This window comes from Streptomyces cyaneofuscatus (assembly GCF_000718135.1).
In the GTDB taxonomy this organism is placed as follows: Bacteria; Actinomycetota; Actinomycetes; order Streptomycetales; family Streptomycetaceae; genus Streptomyces; species Streptomyces cyaneofuscatus.
In genome coordinates, this window is the sequence record NZ_JOEM01000003.1 from 112,471 (window position 1) to 127,865 (window position 15,395).

The 15,395-nt window shown below is 63.7% G+C and carries 15 protein-coding genes, 1 tRNA gene and 1 pseudogene; 4 read left to right on the top strand and 13 right to left on the bottom strand.

Translation table 11 applies throughout. From position 1 onward, the window contains the following. Positions 1 to 22: 22 nt before the first annotated feature. The 3 genes from IF17_RS0106005 to IF17_RS0106015 all read right to left on the bottom strand — a co-directional run bounded on the left by IF17_RS0106005 (position 23) and on the right by IF17_RS0106015 (position 2,656). Positions 23 to 1,375, bottom strand: a complete 1,353-nt coding sequence (locus IF17_RS0106005) for an FtsK/SpoIIIE domain-containing protein (RefSeq protein ID WP_030562915.1) — start codon at positions 1,373 to 1,375, stop codon at positions 23 to 25. Between the two features lie 2 nt (positions 1,376 to 1,377). Next, positions 1,378 to 1,737: an SCO3933 family regulatory protein gene (locus IF17_RS0106010; protein ID WP_030562916.1), complete on the bottom strand. Its 360-nt coding sequence runs from the start codon at positions 1,735 to 1,737 to the stop codon at positions 1,378 to 1,380. Between the two features lie 139 nt (positions 1,738 to 1,876). Then, the gene (locus IF17_RS0106015; RefSeq protein WP_030562919.1) at positions 1,877 to 2,656 is read right to left on the bottom strand and encodes a GntR family transcriptional regulator; all 780 of its coding nucleotides are present in this window, start codon (positions 2,654 to 2,656) and stop codon (positions 1,877 to 1,879) included. Between the two features lie 18 nt (positions 2,657 to 2,674). On the opposite strand from IF17_RS0106015, the gene IF17_RS0106020 reads away from it, so the two are divergent. The 3 genes from IF17_RS0106020 (at position 2,675) to IF17_RS1000000138900 (ending at position 7,153) form a co-directional block, all read left to right on the top strand. Continuing rightward, positions 2,675 to 3,139, top strand: a complete 465-nt coding sequence (locus tag IF17_RS0106020) for an NUDIX hydrolase (protein ID WP_030562921.1) — start codon at positions 2,675 to 2,677, stop codon at positions 3,137 to 3,139. A gap of 616 nt (positions 3,140 to 3,755) precedes the next feature. Continuing rightward, the gene (locus IF17_RS1000000138895) at positions 3,756 to 6,137 is read left to right on the top strand and encodes a coiled-coil domain-containing protein (protein WP_157851128.1); all 2,382 of its coding nucleotides are present in this window, start codon (positions 3,756 to 3,758) and stop codon (positions 6,135 to 6,137) included. 275 nt (positions 6,138 to 6,412) lie between these two features. After that, complete coding sequence (locus IF17_RS1000000138900) at positions 6,413 to 7,153, top strand: hypothetical protein (RefSeq protein WP_157851129.1); 741 nt, start codon at positions 6,413 to 6,415, stop codon at positions 7,151 to 7,153. 58 nt (positions 7,154 to 7,211) lie between these two features. Here the strand turns inward: IF17_RS1000000138900 and IF17_RS1000000137515 are convergent, their stop codons facing one another. The 8 genes and pseudogenes from IF17_RS1000000137515 to IF17_RS1000000139620 form a co-directional block, all read right to left on the bottom strand. Next, the gene (locus IF17_RS1000000137515; RefSeq protein ID WP_078615801.1) at positions 7,212 to 8,546 is read right to left on the bottom strand and encodes a DNA methyltransferase; all 1,335 of its coding nucleotides are present in this window, start codon (positions 8,544 to 8,546) and stop codon (positions 7,212 to 7,214) included. Between the two features lie 54 nt (positions 8,547 to 8,600). Continuing rightward, complete coding sequence (locus tag IF17_RS1000000139615) at positions 8,601 to 9,191, bottom strand: hypothetical protein (RefSeq protein WP_244890426.1); 591 nt, start codon at positions 9,189 to 9,191, stop codon at positions 8,601 to 8,603. 105 nt (positions 9,192 to 9,296) lie between these two features. Further along, positions 9,297 to 9,929 (bottom strand): annotated as a pseudogene (locus tag IF17_RS1000000140330) (serine/threonine-protein kinase); the annotation flags it as partial. 392 nt (positions 9,930 to 10,321) lie between these two features. Continuing rightward, the gene (locus IF17_RS0106035; protein ID WP_030562927.1) at positions 10,322 to 10,630 is read right to left on the bottom strand and encodes a hypothetical protein; all 309 of its coding nucleotides are present in this window, start codon (positions 10,628 to 10,630) and stop codon (positions 10,322 to 10,324) included. Beyond that, a complete protein-coding gene (locus tag IF17_RS0106040) occupies positions 10,627 to 11,370 on the bottom strand; it encodes a GntR family transcriptional regulator (protein WP_030562929.1) in 744 nt (247 codons plus the stop codon). Before IF17_RS0106040 ends, IF17_RS0106035 begins: the two co-directional genes overlap by 4 nt. After that, on the bottom strand, positions 11,367 to 11,591 hold the full coding sequence (locus tag IF17_RS1000000138430; RefSeq protein WP_030562931.1) for a hypothetical protein: 225 nt from the start codon (positions 11,589 to 11,591) through the stop codon (positions 11,367 to 11,369). Before IF17_RS1000000138430 ends, IF17_RS0106040 begins: the two co-directional genes overlap by 4 nt. Positions 11,592 to 11,790: 199 nt before the next feature. Next, a complete protein-coding gene (locus IF17_RS1000000140335) occupies positions 11,791 to 12,105 on the bottom strand; it encodes a hypothetical protein (protein WP_078615807.1) in 315 nt (104 codons plus the stop codon). A gap of 12 nt (positions 12,106 to 12,117) precedes the next feature. Continuing rightward, positions 12,118 to 12,396, bottom strand: a complete 279-nt coding sequence (locus tag IF17_RS1000000139620; RefSeq protein WP_030342769.1) for a hypothetical protein — start codon at positions 12,394 to 12,396, stop codon at positions 12,118 to 12,120. A gap of 78 nt (positions 12,397 to 12,474) precedes the next feature. On the opposite strand from IF17_RS1000000139620, the gene IF17_RS0106055 reads away from it, so the two are divergent. After that, entirely contained in the window at positions 12,475 to 13,230 is a 756-nt protein-coding gene (locus IF17_RS0106055; RefSeq protein ID WP_030562933.1) for a GntR family transcriptional regulator, read from the top strand. Between the two features lie 162 nt (positions 13,231 to 13,392). Here IF17_RS0106055 and IF17_RS0106060 read toward each other — a convergent pair. Together IF17_RS0106060 and IF17_RS0106065 are read right to left on the bottom strand one after the other, a co-directional pair. After that, positions 13,393 to 13,479, bottom strand: a tRNA-Ser gene (locus IF17_RS0106060). An 86-nt stretch (positions 13,480 to 13,565) separates the two neighbouring features. Continuing rightward, positions 13,566 to 15,245, bottom strand: a complete 1,680-nt coding sequence (locus IF17_RS0106065; RefSeq protein WP_030562935.1) for a S1C family serine protease — start codon at positions 15,243 to 15,245, stop codon at positions 13,566 to 13,568. Positions 15,246 to 15,395: the final 150 nt, after the last annotated feature.

The window sequence follows — 15,395 nt, forward strand, 5'->3', positions numbered from 1 at the left end:
TACCGAATGGGGGGGGGAGAGATCAGGCAGTGGCCGGAGAGGCCTTCGCCGATGGCACAAGGTTGGTGGCGGTGCCGGTGGTGGGCCGGAAAGGGGCCAGCTCGGGCAGGTCCGGGGTCCTGTCGGCGTACCGGTTGCAGAGGTTCACGGCCTGGCGGAGCGAGGTGTGCGGAGCGCGGATGCGGTGCCAACCGCCGGACGCGTCTCCCGCGATGGCGAGGCCTCGCAGTTCGGCGGGAATCTGGATGGCGGCGAGGACCGCGTCCGGGGCGATGTCGCCGAAGGCCATGTTGGCGGAGGTCTCGTCGTTGAGACGGTGGGCGGTGCGGCCGGTGAGTTGGGCGCGGAGCATGGTGATGCCCTTGCCGAGTTCGGAGCCGAAGCGCTGTCCGCAGATTTCGAGGTAGATACCGGCGGCGCGGCCGAGCTGCGCGAGACGGACCAGGGCGGTGATGATGCGGTCCCGCCGCCTCTCCTCCTCCTTCGTTGCGTACAGGGCGAGTTCGGCCACCTCGTCGACCAGGACGACGACCGGGGTCGGGCGGAGCTCATCGGACAGGTCCCAGATGTCGGCGGCGATCTCCGCGTCCGGCACATCGACGGTGATGCGCTGCTGGGTACGGATGAGGCGGTAGACGTCCGCCATCCGCGCCACGAGTGCATCGAGGAGTTCGGCAGCGGTGTCCGGGCTGTCGGCCAGCGCTGAGAACCGGCGCGCCAGCGGGAAGAGTTCGACCCCCTGCTTGCAGTCGATGCCGACGAGGGCGACGTCCAGAGGAGCAAGGCCGGCGACCAGGTTGCGTTGGTAGACCGACTTGCCGGACTCCGTGGCGCCGAGGGTGAGGGCGTGAGGTATCGCGCGGTAGTCGCGGTAGTGCACCGACCCGTCCTCCCGAAGGGCGACCGGTACCCGCATCGCCCGGGTCTCCGTCTCAGCAGGCATCTGCACCCGCTTGAGCACGTCGTATCCGGTCATCCGCACCTCGACGACACCGGACCGCACCTCACGCGAGGTCACGCCGAACATCGAGAACGAGTGCCGAAGCCGGTCCGAGGCCGCAGCGATGTCGAAGACGTCCTGGCCGGGGCGGAGCTTGAGTCGGAGGACCAGGCCGGTGCGAGTCGCCCGCAGTCGCCGGATACGCGGTGGGCGGGGCTCAGGTATCGGCCGGTTGGTGGCCCGAGCCAGGGCTAACCGCCACCGCGCCGGCGGAACGGTCAACCCGCACGCGTCCATGACCGAGCGGTACCGGACCAGGACCCGCAGCGCGGCCAGGGTGACCCCGAAGGCCAGCCAGTACCAGGCGGGCCGCCGCCACCGCAGGAGACCCGCAGCGGCGACGACCAGCACCAGAGCGACCGTGAAGGCGGTCATGATCAGGCCGCCTTCGACCCTGTGGTGACGACGTCGGCGAGCGAGGTGACCGCGACCGCGCGGAACGCGATGCCGTGCCGCCGCTGACCGTTGAAGTCGTTCTCCCACGGACGGGCGACCAGGCCGGTGAGCGCGACCGGCGTACCCATGGCCAGCTCACCGGTGATCCCGGGCTCCGGAACGGTGACGGACAGGATCTCCACCTCCTCGTTCGCCGCGAACATCACATCCACGGTCATGAGCTGAGCACCGGTCTCCATGTCGGTGGCGATCTCACCGGTGCGGCGGTCACGGACCTTGACCTGCGGAGTCTTGGCGACCATCACGACAGCGCTGGAGGTGTCGACGGGAATCTGACGCACAGCAGATCACTCCTCTATAGATGCTGAACTCCGCCACTCATGTATATGAGTGACATGAAGAAGAGTGCATGACTCCTGTACATGAGTCAACCCGCCGCGAAGAAGAACTCACGACGGGTTGCGGGAAGTTGAGCGGACGTCAGTCGTCGGCAGGGATCCGATACTCGAAAACGAACTGGTCAGCGGCCATGAGCGTGTCGCACACCTCGACCACCCGACCCGCGGTCGTACGGGCCTCCCGGATCAGGTGAACCACGGGCGCGCCGGGGCTGAGCGCCAGTTCCGACGCCTCCGACTTCGAGGCCGGGCGCGCTTGCAGCGTCTCGACGAACTCCGCGAACTCATGCCCGTGGTCTTCGAGTCGGGCGTAGATGCCGCCGCCCCCCGGGTTCTCGGCGAACAGCTCGGGGATCTCCTTCACCACGTCCCAGGGCAGGTACGACGAGGCGGTCTCCACCGGGGTGCCGTTGCGGAAGTAGAGGCGCCGGCGGGCCAACACCTGCGTACCGGCGGGGACACCCAGCCGCTGGGCGGCGTCCTCGGGCGCGTCCATGGGACCGATGTAGAGGACGCTGACTTTCGCGGTGGCGCCGGACTGTGCGGACTCCGCGAGGTAAGCGGCCTGGCCACCTTGCCGGAGCGAGCGCCGGAAGCGATCGGAGGAGCGGTGCCGTACAGGAGGCCGGTTCTTCACGATCGAGCCCTTGCCATGCCTGGTCTCGACGAGGCCACTCGCCCGCACCTCGACCATGGCCTTACGGATCGTCCCGCCGGAGACTCCGTAGCGGTCCACCAGCTCGGATTCGCTCGGCACCATGTCGCCGGCCTTGAGAAATCCCGCCCGGATCTGCTGCACGAGGTCATCAGCGATCTGCACATACCGAGGACCGGAACCGGCCCCTCCCGCCGCAGTTCCCATAGTCCTTCCCTGCCTCCTATGCTCCTCTACATGAGTCAACCACAGGAAGCGGCACCCACTCCCCTGCACTCCGTGTCCGTCGCCGGAGTAGTGGTGCGCGAGGACGGCCGACTCCTGGCGATCCGCCGGGCCGACAACGGCACCTGGGAGCTCCCTGGCGGCATCCTCGAACTCGACGAGACGCCGGAGGCCGGCGTCGCCCGCGAGGTCTGGGAAGAGACAGGCATCCACGTCGAGGTGGACCAACTCACCGGCGTCTACAAGAACACGACCCGAGGCATCGTCGCCCTGGTCTTCCGCTGCAAGCCCTCCGGCGGCACCGAGCGCACATCAAGCGAGTCGACAGCCGTCTCCTGGCTCACACCCGACGAGGTCAGCGAGCGCATGTCCGAGGTCTACGCGGTCCGTCTCCTGGACGCCCTGGACGGCAACGGCCCCCACGTGCGGAGCCACGACGGCAAGCAGCTCATCACAGCGGGATAAGACTTTCTCTACTTCATCAAGGCGGCTCGCTCCGCTCACCGCGCGCTCCCCGGCTCACCGCCGGGGCCTGACGCTCCTGCCTTCGGCCCGCTCTGGCCCCGGCTACGCCGGTCGCGCGGCTGGAGCGAGCACCGTCGTGGTGGGGAAGAAACCCGCTGTGGCTGGGGCGGTCGGCTCCACGGCTTTAGCCACCTCCCCGGTTCGGGTCCCGCGTCGAGCAAGACCAGGGGGCCACTCGTTCACATTGCGGGCAGGATCACAGCCTGCCCGAGTTGCCGGCCAGCGTATGGCCCCCTGATCATGCTCGACCCCAAACCGGGCAGGACACCGGCCAAACCCGCTCCGCCTTAAGTAGGCTCAGGGGCAGCAGAACTGTGGCAGCATCAGGTTCTGGATGTGCATGGCTTGTCTCGACAGACAGGGGGGACTGCAGTGTCAGATGCCGGACAACAAATGATGGCAGTAGTTCGGGAGATGGACGCAGCGCTCCGGGATCCCGAAGCCCCTGACGGAGGCGCTGGTGAGGACACCGCGCACGGGGTAGACATCTCACTTCTGAGCCTGCTCGCATCGGAACCGTTCGGCCCTCGCCTGGTCCTCGAAAGGTTGATCGCAGATGCACATCAGGATTGAAGCCGAATCCCGTCGAGGCCTCCGAATCATCGGTGAAATTCCCAACATTCCCCTCTGTCGAATCGAGGGCTACAACGGCATCGGCAAAACGAACGCCATTAAGCTGCTTAGGCTATGCACAGGCGACCAGCCCTTTGTCGGAAATGATCACTCATGGAGGACTTTCCGCAATCAATTGAAAAGTGCGCGCGTCACGGTGACAGACCTGCATGGCGCCCAAGAAATCGCATGGACAATCGATCCAAATCAATGGCCGGAAATGGCGGAACCTCTCGGCGACCTAGTAGGAAAAATTCGAATTGATGGGCGATCCGCGCACCCGCGTGACATCCTGCCACTTCTCAGCGTGCATCACGTAATGGCCGCCGATACGCCCGTTTCCGTTCTCACGGAAAGAATCAACACTACCCAGAAGTATATTCAAGTATGGGACTCGGAAACTGGAAGGCAACGACAGGAAGAAATTGAACTAGTACTAGGTGAGCTGCAAAATAGGATTACCGACTGCACGCCGTCACAGCTGTCACGAGACCTCTCCATTACCGCGGAGGCAGAAAAAGTTGCAAAAAACCTATCCGCTCAACTGAAGACGGCGCGGGAGCGTCTCAAACTGCTGGATAGGGCGGTGGACGTTTCCGCTCAACTTACGCAGGTCCGAGGGCGCGGCCCCGAGATGGACCAAAAAATTCAAGAACTAGCCACGCGCCTTGAGAGCCTCGACGAACAGCGGCGGGAGCTAGACAAACAAATAAAGAACGCGAGCACCCAAAAGCACAATAACGAAAAAGCAGAAAAAGAATTCGAAAATGCCCAAAGGCACCTCGTGCGCCAGGACAAGGTATTTCGAACTCTGCGGAGCCACCTTCAGCAGCTTGCAGCAGTTGCCGGCGTGGAGCCATCCGAGGACGCCCTCGCTGCTGCCAGGCGGGAGGCGAGCAAGCACCTCAACAGCTTGCTGGAGCAGCAGCCTCGAATCAACGCGACTCCACTATTGGTAGATCTTCTCAGTAGTCTCTCCTCTACCTTGGAATCAGCCGAGGAGGAGGGGCTGGGGGGCACAAACCTAATTGACTCCGGTGAAGAGGAGTCAGGTTGGACTGTCACCGCGCTGAAGGAAGCATTCCAACGCCAAGGGGAAATCCTTAGCGCGATGGCACCCTCAGCCGATGCTGAACAATTGGCAGAAGAAATTGAGGCCACGCGAGCTCGTTTGGGAGTAATCGCGCAGACCGAAACCGCCTTGGGGGATCTTGAAACGGGTCAGACAACACTTGCCAAGGCAGAAGGTCGACTCCTCAAGGCAACCAAGGGGCTCCCGGAGCAGACAGCGCGCAACCTCGAAGACTTGATGCGGAATCGCACCACCTTGGACCAAGAGACTCGGACTGTACAGAGCGACCACGCCAGGCTATCTCACACTCGGGAACTGCTCGGTGGTGGGAAAACCGAGGATGCCCTTGCGGCCGAGTTGGTTCAGCTATGCCGCGAAGCCCATGTAGAGCTCGCCCGCCTTAGAGGAACCCGGGAAAAAGAGCAAGCAGAACTAGAGGATTTGACTCGCAGAGAAGCACAAGCCTCGCAGCAGGCAGCTCTCGCTCACCGTACGTCCCAAAGTCGCCATTCCAAAGTGAAGTCGACTGCAGACTTCTTGAGTCAGGATTCTGAACTTTCGTGGCTTAGGCACGCAATCCCGAAAATCGCGATGCTGCCCGAGCTAAGCGCGTCCCATCAGGCAGATGTATTGACTGACGTCGCCGCCGTGATTGACAGAGCACGCGATTCGTTGGCATTGACCTATTCGTCGCTGCGCGGAATGGAGACCGCGCTGGGCCGGCTGGGTTCACGCATTCGCCAGCCTAGCGGGCCGACAGGAACGGAGACCCCGTCTGATAGGGCTGCCAAACTGTGGCTCGCAGATGAAGTTCGCCAGTGGTTCGAAAGTGATGTTGTCAGAGCCGCGCTCTTCAATGGTGGTACTGATGTCAGACTGGACCCTGACAATTTGCAGCTTTCGTGGACTGCAGACGACGGACAGACCAATGAACGCCCACTCGCAGCGTTCTCAAGTGGACAGCAGGCATTCGCCTACACTCAGGCCCAGGTCGCACGCCTCGACCGGGATGAGAATGCTTCCTCTAATCGGCTCATAGCGCTCGATGAGTTCGGCTCATTCATCGATGCCAAGAACATGTCGGCACTTGCGTCCTATCTTCAGGGGCGTCAGGCTCAAGCTCCCAACGACCAAGTGCTTGTAATTCTCCCGCTTGAAGTTTCTACCGCAGTAGCATCGTCAAACGGAAGCACAAACGAGCGAGTTGGCGCGCTGAGGAAGCGCGGATACTTTGCAGAGGCATTTCAACTATGAGCACCACGGTTCAACGTCTATTCGGAGTGCCTGCAATCTTGACAGGCAGCGAGCGCGTCACGCTAATTAGCGACCTAACTCAGCTCTGGCAACTTACGTATAGCGCGCCCCCCAGCAGTCTGGAATCTGATCTAGCCCTGTGTAAAAGATTCTTTGATCCTCTGACACGCGGGCATTCCTTGCGGGACCGTCTGACCGAACTGCCTCCTACGCCGGCTGATCTGCAACACCGGATCAGTCAGTACGGCGAACCTATCGCCGTACAAGCTGGATATATGACACTACTGGTGGGCGTCGAGGCACGGCTCATGCTTGCATTGTTGGAAAACCAGCATGCTGGTGAGGACCTCCTCATTCTTTCACCGCCGGATATCGCCGCGGCAGAACGTCGAGCTATGCAGATTTACAGGACATGGGCGATGGCACGGTTGAGTCAGGTAGTCGCCCTGAGACAGGGGCAGGGAACCGAGGTGATGCAAGCGATCGCCGTGGGCGTCGTTATTGCACTTCTCGTCAACAGGTCAGACACAAAGGCTAGGGCCGTCATTAGGGGCGATCATTCGACCGCCGACGGCAAGCAGGTCGATAGCGCGATTTTTGCGGGCGCGGAAGCATTCGCCGCTGGAGTATCCCAAAATCGCAACGGCCGGGCATCAGGCGAGCAGCGCTTGAAGGGCGGATATGCCCTTAGTGAGGCACGGCGACGACTCGCGAACCACCTCGTCGTCACCTCTACGGGCAGTAACGAAGGCGGCGATCTGCTTTACATCCCCGCCTCTAGCAAAAGTGCCGTCATCAAGTTCCTTGGGCGAGACCTTGCTAGACGGCCAAGACTGAATGAATCAGCCCTTGCTGCCGCCTTCGATTCGCTGGTGTCAGCCTATAAGGAAGCAGCTGGTCAGCTAGCTCATCGAGGAATGGTTTTTGAGCGCTCCACTGATACACGTTCCCTTAAGGACGACCTACTACAGGAGTTCTCAAAGGGACAACGCTCACCTGTGCAGGATAGCCAATAGCCGCCAAATACCTAAGTCTGGTATTTTGCATAAACCCCTTGGAGAATGCACGCTCTCATCATTCTCGGCGAAGCAATACGAAACGTTCTGCAAGCTGCACATTGTGCCTAGTGGCATTACCCTTCCATCGCTGCCCTCGATGCCGAAGGATTACGTCTTTTTCTAGCACGAAGCCTAGTTGAGTCCCCAGTTTGGCCATGATCCCAGGCGTGTCAACGTAAACCCCGTACGGCGCACTGTCACCCACCAGAAAAACCGCTGGTGCGCCCGGAGCAAGTGCGTGGGCAAGGTTTTCCAAAATACGGTAGATAGCCACAAAGTAGTCCGGAAGCACGCGATCGTACTCCTTACCTCGGGCCCTATTCCCTCGCTCTTTCTGCAGTTGGTCGGCAAGCTCACCAATTTGATCCCCGACCTCACCGTATTTCTGGAGTGACTTTCTAGCATCGAGCGCGGCACCGACGCTACTTTGTTGAGTGGTTGCCGTCAGCATGTCAGAACGCACCTCAGAGCACATTTGAGACCAGCTGGTCACATCGCCCCAGAAGTAAAGTTCGAGTCGCGTCGCGTCAGCGTAATCGAAATTGTTGAGGTACGGCGGTGACGTGACACACCCGTGCGCGGAGCCGATACCTACGTCGCTCCAGTTTTCGGCCACCCCTGAGTCGCCTTGCTTAACCCTGCATTCCAATGAAGCAGACTCGTTCTTCTCAACGTCTCCGATATCATCAACCATCCACGCTACGCGTTGAAGGAAGCGGGAACCTGGGTCGCTGAATGTTGGTTGCCGCTGAGCCCCAGGCCTCTGATATGGCCAACCGACACGAACCGAGGCAACATCGCGCAGTGTAGCCAGCAATGCCCACTTCAAGTACTTGTGCCACTCATGCTCATGTTCCGCACGGATCAAATCCCGCAAGCTTACGAGAAGAGCAAGTGTCTCTGGATCAAAGCTCCGAAGTGTCAAATCCGCTTCGCCGCCGAGATCAACATGCACTGTAGCTCTAGCTTGTTGTGTAAGTTCGCGGGCAGTCACAAGGAGCTCAATCGGATCACCGGAAAAACAGCGAAGCTTCAGAGCCGCAAGCTCAGCTATCAGCGGATGAGCTTCGACTCCGAAGAAGGAGTGACCAGCTCGCCTGGCAGCCGTTCCTGTGACGCCAGAACCGGTGAAGGGGTCAACTACAAGCCCACCGGCGGGCAGCTGCAACTGATGTAGGAGCAAGGAGGCATAGTCAGAGGCGAAGCCCGCGGGATAGCGAAACCATCGATCGAACGGCTCAATCCGACTAGTGCCGTGTCGGCGTCCTCGTCCTGAGCTGGGTTCCTGCACCTGTTGATCTTCCTTAAGTACCGATTCCGGCACTGACTTGTGGCTATCATTCGTCAACACTCGCCTATTGCACCACGTCGACGGGCCTCACCACCACGGTGATGAGACATGAGCTCACCCGCCGGCCAAGATAGTGCCAAGCACGACACTTCGTGCCTGCCAACCAGGCTCCTTGTAGTACTCCACGACATCCGTCCGCGCACCCAGGACGGGCGCGAGCGCACGATCAGCTGGCGCCTGAAGGTCAGCCAACCACTCTAGGCTGCGCCGACGTTGTTCCTGGTTTCGCCAGTGGACGTCCGCCGCGAAGAAGTCTGCCGCGAGGTCTTGGGCGTGGCCAAGATTGTTGTCACGGACCAACGCCTGCAAGACAGTATGCAAGAAGGCCAACGGCGTACTTACGTACTCCTTATCTCTATCCCCCCAAGAATCACTGACGAGATGTCGTGCCAAGATACTGGCCAACAAAGCGGCCCGCTCCGGATCAGAACGGCACCAGGAACGCGTCGGCCCGGTGGGTACCTGTGAAAAGTAGTCGAAATAGAGGCTACTGTCCTCTTGATGCGCATCAACCAGCCGTACCAGCGCTTCTAGGCTTCCCTCATGCCCGAGAACGACGCCTTCTACCAGCCTGCGAGCCTTAATTGGGACGGGCTCGTCGCGGTCGAGGAGAACTGCCTGAACCATGTGCCGCAACTCAGACATGGTCTGTATTCTCAGTTGAAGGTCTTGCTGTGTACATGAATTAACAAATGGTCGCCAGTGCAAAAACTCTGCATCAGGAAGTAGTCGCACCCCGCTCCTAGGCCGTGTTCCCGTGAGATACCAAGCAGCAACACGCCCCAGACTATAAACGTCAGCCGCCGGCGTGGCCTTCCGGGCGTCCGCGCTCAATTCAGGAGCGTCGAAGCCCGGAGTGCCCATCCCCTGCCCAGTACGAGTGAGAATCCGTGAGGCTTCGTCCGGCGGGCGACGGACCATTCCCCAGTCAGCCACCACCCATCGGTACGTGGCACCACTCTCACCAGGGAGAGCAAGAATGTTGGGTGGGGAAATGTCACGATGAACCAGGCCGAGTTGATGAGCGACGTCTAGGGCCTCGCCGATAGCAATTAGTATTGAGGCCAGCTCTTCCTCGTCTGGTCTCTGGCGGAGGCCTTCAAGATTGTCAATCGCGAGAGGCATCGTGTACCAGGAAAATCCCGGATCATGGTCCAGGATTGGCATAATGTTAGGATGAGCTAGCCGCTTCTGGTCCTGAATCTCACGTCTAATTCTATCCCGGGCATCCTGGCGGTTATATGAACGTTTGAGCGCTACCTCTTCGTGTGTTTCCTTGTGCACAGCACGAAATACCTGCGCGTAGCTGCCATGTCCCAGAGTGCGAGCGTTTAGACGGTACCTGTCTTGCGCCTTGATGCTGTTGTTGGACGCGTCTTCCATGACGACCCACCCCCCTGATCGGGTCAACTAGGCTTATGCTACTGGACTTTGGCACACCATCGATCTGCCTCGCTTGGTTGGGTACGCCGACTGCCACGTAGGCAGCCAGGGGGAGGAGCCAGTCGGTGGGCCTGAGGGGGATTCGTCTGTGTCTAACTGTGTGACGACCCTTGATGGACAGCGCCGGACACGTGAGGCCGTCTACGGGCCGTCAGGGCAGGTGAATTGCACACCACCTCAAGGCAGCGGCACCTCTCAGGTTGCTCCGGGATGACGCAGTATGCAGACACGTCCAAGGTCGACGGAAGTCAGCCGACAAGCCAGAAGCCCATGGCATCTGATCTGGTCAGAGCCATGGGCTTCCTTTGCTGTGCTGGTCGGGGGACCGTAGATCAACAGGTGGGCTCGCGCGGATCGCGCGTTGCTCGGAGCTGGCCGCGGCTCGTTGCGACGCGGTAGACGTCCTGTAGAGCCCCGGTCAGCTCTTTGACCAGGCACCGCATGTCGTCGAGTGACGTCCCCTGGTTGTCGAGAGCCTCTGAGGCTTCTTCCAACAGCTCGCTCGCCGTGCCGAGTTGGATCGCTTCGATGCCGTCCGCGAGGCGAGACATGTAGCCGTCCGGGTCGTCGGTGCTCAGGTAGCAGGGCTTGCCCCCTGAGCCCGACCACGGGAGGAGCCGAAGTTCGTTCGTTGTCGTCATCCTTGGGCTGGCCTCTCGGTGAGCACGTGGTGGGCGGTGAAGACGGCGTCGACTCGGTCTCCCGGAAAGGTCAGGAGCGCGGCTTCAACGACGCGACCGGTGGCGTCGGTGGCGATGCGGGTGATGGCGAGAACGGCCATGTTGTTCTCGAGCCGGAGGGCCGACGCTTCGTCTGGGGTGGGACAGCGGGCGGAGACCGTCTCTCGGATGGTGGCCGGCGACGGGCCGAGGACGGCGAATCGGGTGGCTGCCTCCCGGCACACGGAGTCGCCGTCGAGGACTCCAGCCGGGGCCAGGTCGCGCGGGATGTAGATACGGGCCAGGCCCTGCGGTGACCCGTGTTCGAGGCTGAGGCAGGTGTACTCCGCGAGGGGGCTGCCCGTCGGCACCTTCAGCAACGTCGTCAGGTGCACGGAGGCCGGAACCGTGGTGCTGCGAACCGTGAGGCGTAACGTTGGCTCAGTGGCGGTCCAGGGGTCCAGCGTGCCCCAGCCGCCGACGTACATGATCTTGCGGCGCGGATGACGGACGTAGTTCCCCTTGCCGTGGATCTTCTCGACGAGCCCTTCGCCCTGGAGCACGGCGAGAGCGCGTCGCAGGGTCACCGTGCTGACCCGGTACCGAGCGGCCAGGTCGGCTTCGGACGGGAGGCGTTCGCCAGGCTTGATGCTGCCCGTCGTGATCTGGTGGCGTAGGTCGTCGGCGATGTCGTGATGACGTCGGGACACGGAGCCGGTCACCGCCTTCTCAGCAGTCGCAGGACCATGAGCCGGGTACGGGCGTGTATGGCCAGCAGTTCGCCCGACTCGAAGACCAGTTGCTTGGCCCCGTGGGGGAGCTGGAAAAGGTCGCTCACTCGGCACCTCTGACCGCCGAGTTCGATGATGTCGCCGCGCTGCACGGTGGCCGCAGTGACTTCGACGGAAGAGACCAGTGCACTGCCGGGGGTCGGGACCCTCATGCCACCACCTGCACGGACACAGACAGGTCGGGGGTCGAGTGGCACGGGCAGATGCACTCCTCGTAGATCACCGGCACGTCGTCCGTCGTCGCAGGCGGGGGCGGCTCGATGCAGGAGTGGTGCGTCCCGATCCAGCAGGCGATAGAGCGGTAGGGGACGGAAGTCGTGCCCGTTGGGTGCGGTTGTCGACGAGGAGGCATCAGTGGGCCCCCGCGAGGGCCGACCAGGCATCGGCCGGCAGGTGCGGGGCGATGAGCACTGTGCGCGTCCGTGCACGCTGCTCTTCCCACGCCAGCAGGTACGGACGGACAAGTGCGACGTCTTCTCCCCTCAGCGGGTAACGGTGGACCGTGCCGACCGGAGCCCGCCCCACGGCGACGGTCGAAGGGTCAGCGGGCGCGGAGCAGGTGAGAGGGGCCAGCGGCCGGGAGGGCGTTAAGGGGCGGCGGTGCCGGCCGTTGGGGAAGCACCGCGCTCTGGTGCGCGAGATGGCTTGGCGGATACGGTTGAGCATGCTGTTCAGCTCCTATCGCTGATAGCCCGGTCCCCCGACGTCGCCTGTCGTGGGGACCGTTTTGCGTACGACCGCCCATAAGGTGCGGCCGTTCAAGCTGGTGGCCACGAGCCCGAATCGATCGGCATCGGCCACCGCGTCCAGGACCTCCCGCCATGAATCGGCGGAGAGCGTGTCCGGTACTTCCGCCTCGACCGTCGTGAACCGGGTGTCCTCCTCCACGCGCGGGCGGAGGCCAGCGGCAGACAAGCGGGCGGCGATAGCCGCCGCGGTCACTTCCGAAGCGGACACAGCACACCCTCCGTTGCCAGCAATCACTTTCAGTAAAGCTAGTTAACTAGATTAGAGCTAGTGGACTAGATTTTCCATATGTCTGAGCAACCGCCGTACCTCCGCATCGCCGACGAACTCCGGCAGCGCATCGCGGAGCACGTCTGGGAACCGGGCGACCGTCTCCCATCCCGCGCCCAGATCGGCCAGGAGTTCGGCGTGGGCGAGAACGTGGTCCGCAGGGCACAGGAGTTGCTGATCTCCCAAGGCGTGCTGGAAGGCCGGGCCGGATCGGGGACCTACGTCGCCGAGCCCCGGGAGCGCGTGAGAGTCGTCCGGTCGTCGGCACGTGAGCAGCCCAGTGGATCCCCCTTCCGCCAGGACATGAAGGCCCTTCGCCGACAGAGCGACTGGGAGAGCCGGACCGACGCGAAAGCGCCGGCCCCGGCGGAGATCGCGACGCGGCTCGGGATCGCCGAAGGCGAGCCGTGCGTGCGGACGACGTACGAGTTCCTTGCGGACGGGAAGCCAGTCCAGTTGTCGACGAGTTGGGAGCCGTACGCCGTCACTGGCGGAACCCTCGTCGTTCTCCCCGAGGGAGGGCCCCACGCGGGAGCTGGAGTCGTGAACCGTATGGCCGCGATCGGAGTCACCATCAGCCACGCGGTCGAGCAGCCCGAACCCCGGCACGCGACCACCGAGGAAGCATCACTGCTAGGCATCCAGAAAGCTGCACTCGTGACGCACATCCGGCGGACGTACTACAGCGACGACGGCCGACCCGTGGAGACAGCGGACATCGTGGTGCCCGCAGCACACTGCGAGATCGTCTACGAGATCCCGATCAACCGCTGACGAGCTGCCCCGGCAGCTCCAAAGCCGTGGCCCAGCCGTGCCCCCTGCGTGCCCCTTCCGTGCCCGAAAGAGCGGGAAACCAGGGGGAACAGCGGTGCCCGGCAGGGAACGGGCATGGCAAAGGCCCCCGACCATATGTACTGGTCAGGGGCCTCTCGCCTGCGGTGGGTGTGGGATTTGAACCCACGGTGACATCGCTGCCACGACGGTTTTCAAGACCGTTCCCTTAGGCCGCTCGGGCAACCCACCCCGCGTCGGCGGCCCCCGGGCCGTGGCGGCCGACGGGCCGTCAGGGCCCTGTGGGGCCGGTTCGACGCTCGGTACAGCCTAGCCGGTCAGCTGTCGCCTTCGCGCTGGCCCAGCGTGACTTCAGCCGTGGCCGTCTTGCCGTCGCGCTCGTAGGTGAGGGTGACCTTCTCGCCGGGCTTGCGGGTCCAGATCTCGCCGATCAGGGTGGGGCCGCTGTCGATCACGGTGTCGTTGAACTTGGTGATCACGTCGCCCGCCTTGAGGCCCGCCTTGGCCGCCGGGCCGTTCGGGGTGACGGAGGGGGTGTTGCCGGCGCCCTCGGGGGAGATCTCGGCGCCGCCGGTCTTCTCCTCCATGGAGACCGTCGCGCCGATCACCGGGTAGACCGGCTTGCCCGTCTTGATCAGCTGCTCCGCGACGTTCTTCGCCTGGTTGATCGGGATCGCGAAGCCGAGGCCGATGGAGCCGGCCTGGGACTGGCCGAGGCCGCCGCCCGTCGACTGGATCGCGGAGTTGATGCCGATGACCGCGCCCGTGGCGTCCAGCAGCGGGCCGCCGGAGTTGCCCGGGTTGATCGAGGCGTCCGTCTGGAGGGCGCTCATGTAGGAGTTCTTGTTGCTCTGGCCGTCCCCGGAGGCGACCGGGCGGTTCTTCGCGCTGATGATGCCCGTCGTCACCGTGTTGGACAGGCCGAAGGGGGCGCCGATCGCGATCGTCGAGTCGCCGACCGCCACACCCTCCGAGTTGCCGAGGGGGAGCGGGGCCAGGCCCGCCGGGGGGTTCTTCAGTTTCAGCACGGCCACGTCGTAGCCCTGCGCCCGGCCGACCACCTCAGCCGCGTACTTCTTGCCGTCGGAGAACGTCGCCGACAGTTCGCCGGACTCCGCCGCGGAGGCCACCACGTGGTTGTTGGTGAGGATGTGGCCCTCCTTGTCGTACACGAAGCCCGTGCCCGTGCCGCCCTCGCCGTCGCCGCCCTGCGCGTCGATCGTGACCACGCTGGGGAGCGCCTTCGCCGCGACCCCGGCCACGGTGCCCGCCGGGCGCTTGAGGTCCTTCGGGGTGTCCGACGCGGAGACGGTGGTCGAACTGCCGGAGGAGCCGCCGTCGTTGCGGTCGGCGGCCCAGAAGCCGAGCGCGCCGCCGATCCCGCCCGCGACCAGGGCCGCTACCGCGACCGCCGCGACCAGGCCGCCCGCGCCCCGGCGCTTGCCGTTGCCGTGGGAGGGGTCGTGGCCGGGCTGCGGGACCGGGGCGCCCCAGACCGGGCCGTGACCGCTCCCGTTGCCGATGCCGCCGCCGGACGTGTGTGCCGCGCCGCCGCCCGCGTACGAGGGGACCGCGGGCGGGGGCGGGGGCCAGGAGGCGGCGCCCGCGGGGGGCTCGGGCGCCGCCCCGTACGGGGAGTGCGGGGGCTGATGGGGCTGCTGGGGGGTGTGGGGCTGGTGAGCCTGGTGGGTGTGCGTGCCGGGGTACGCCGGGGCGTCCTGGGAGGTGCCCGTCTGCGCCGGGGAGCCCTGGTGCGTGGGGGTGTGGCGCGGGGCGTCCGCGTGCGTCGGAGTGGGGGGCGGGGTCGGGGCATCAGCCGGGGGCGTCGCCCCCGTACCGGCGCTGTCCGTGGCTCCATCGCGTACGCCGTCGTCCGCCGGGTGCGCAGCCCCGTCCGCGGCCGGGTCGGGAGTGGTGGCCGGCACGGGAGGTGCGGGCGGAACGGACGGCACGGCCGGTACCGCGTTGCCCTCGGTGCCCTCGTTCTCGGTGCTCACAGCTCTTTACTCCTCGGTTCCACTCGGCATCCAGTCGGCATTCGGCAAGAAATCCGCTGTGCACGTGTCTGCGGTCAGCTTTTCCCACAGCACGTCGGGTCACTGTAAGCAGGACCTGTGCATCCGCACACCAATCTTTACATCAGACAA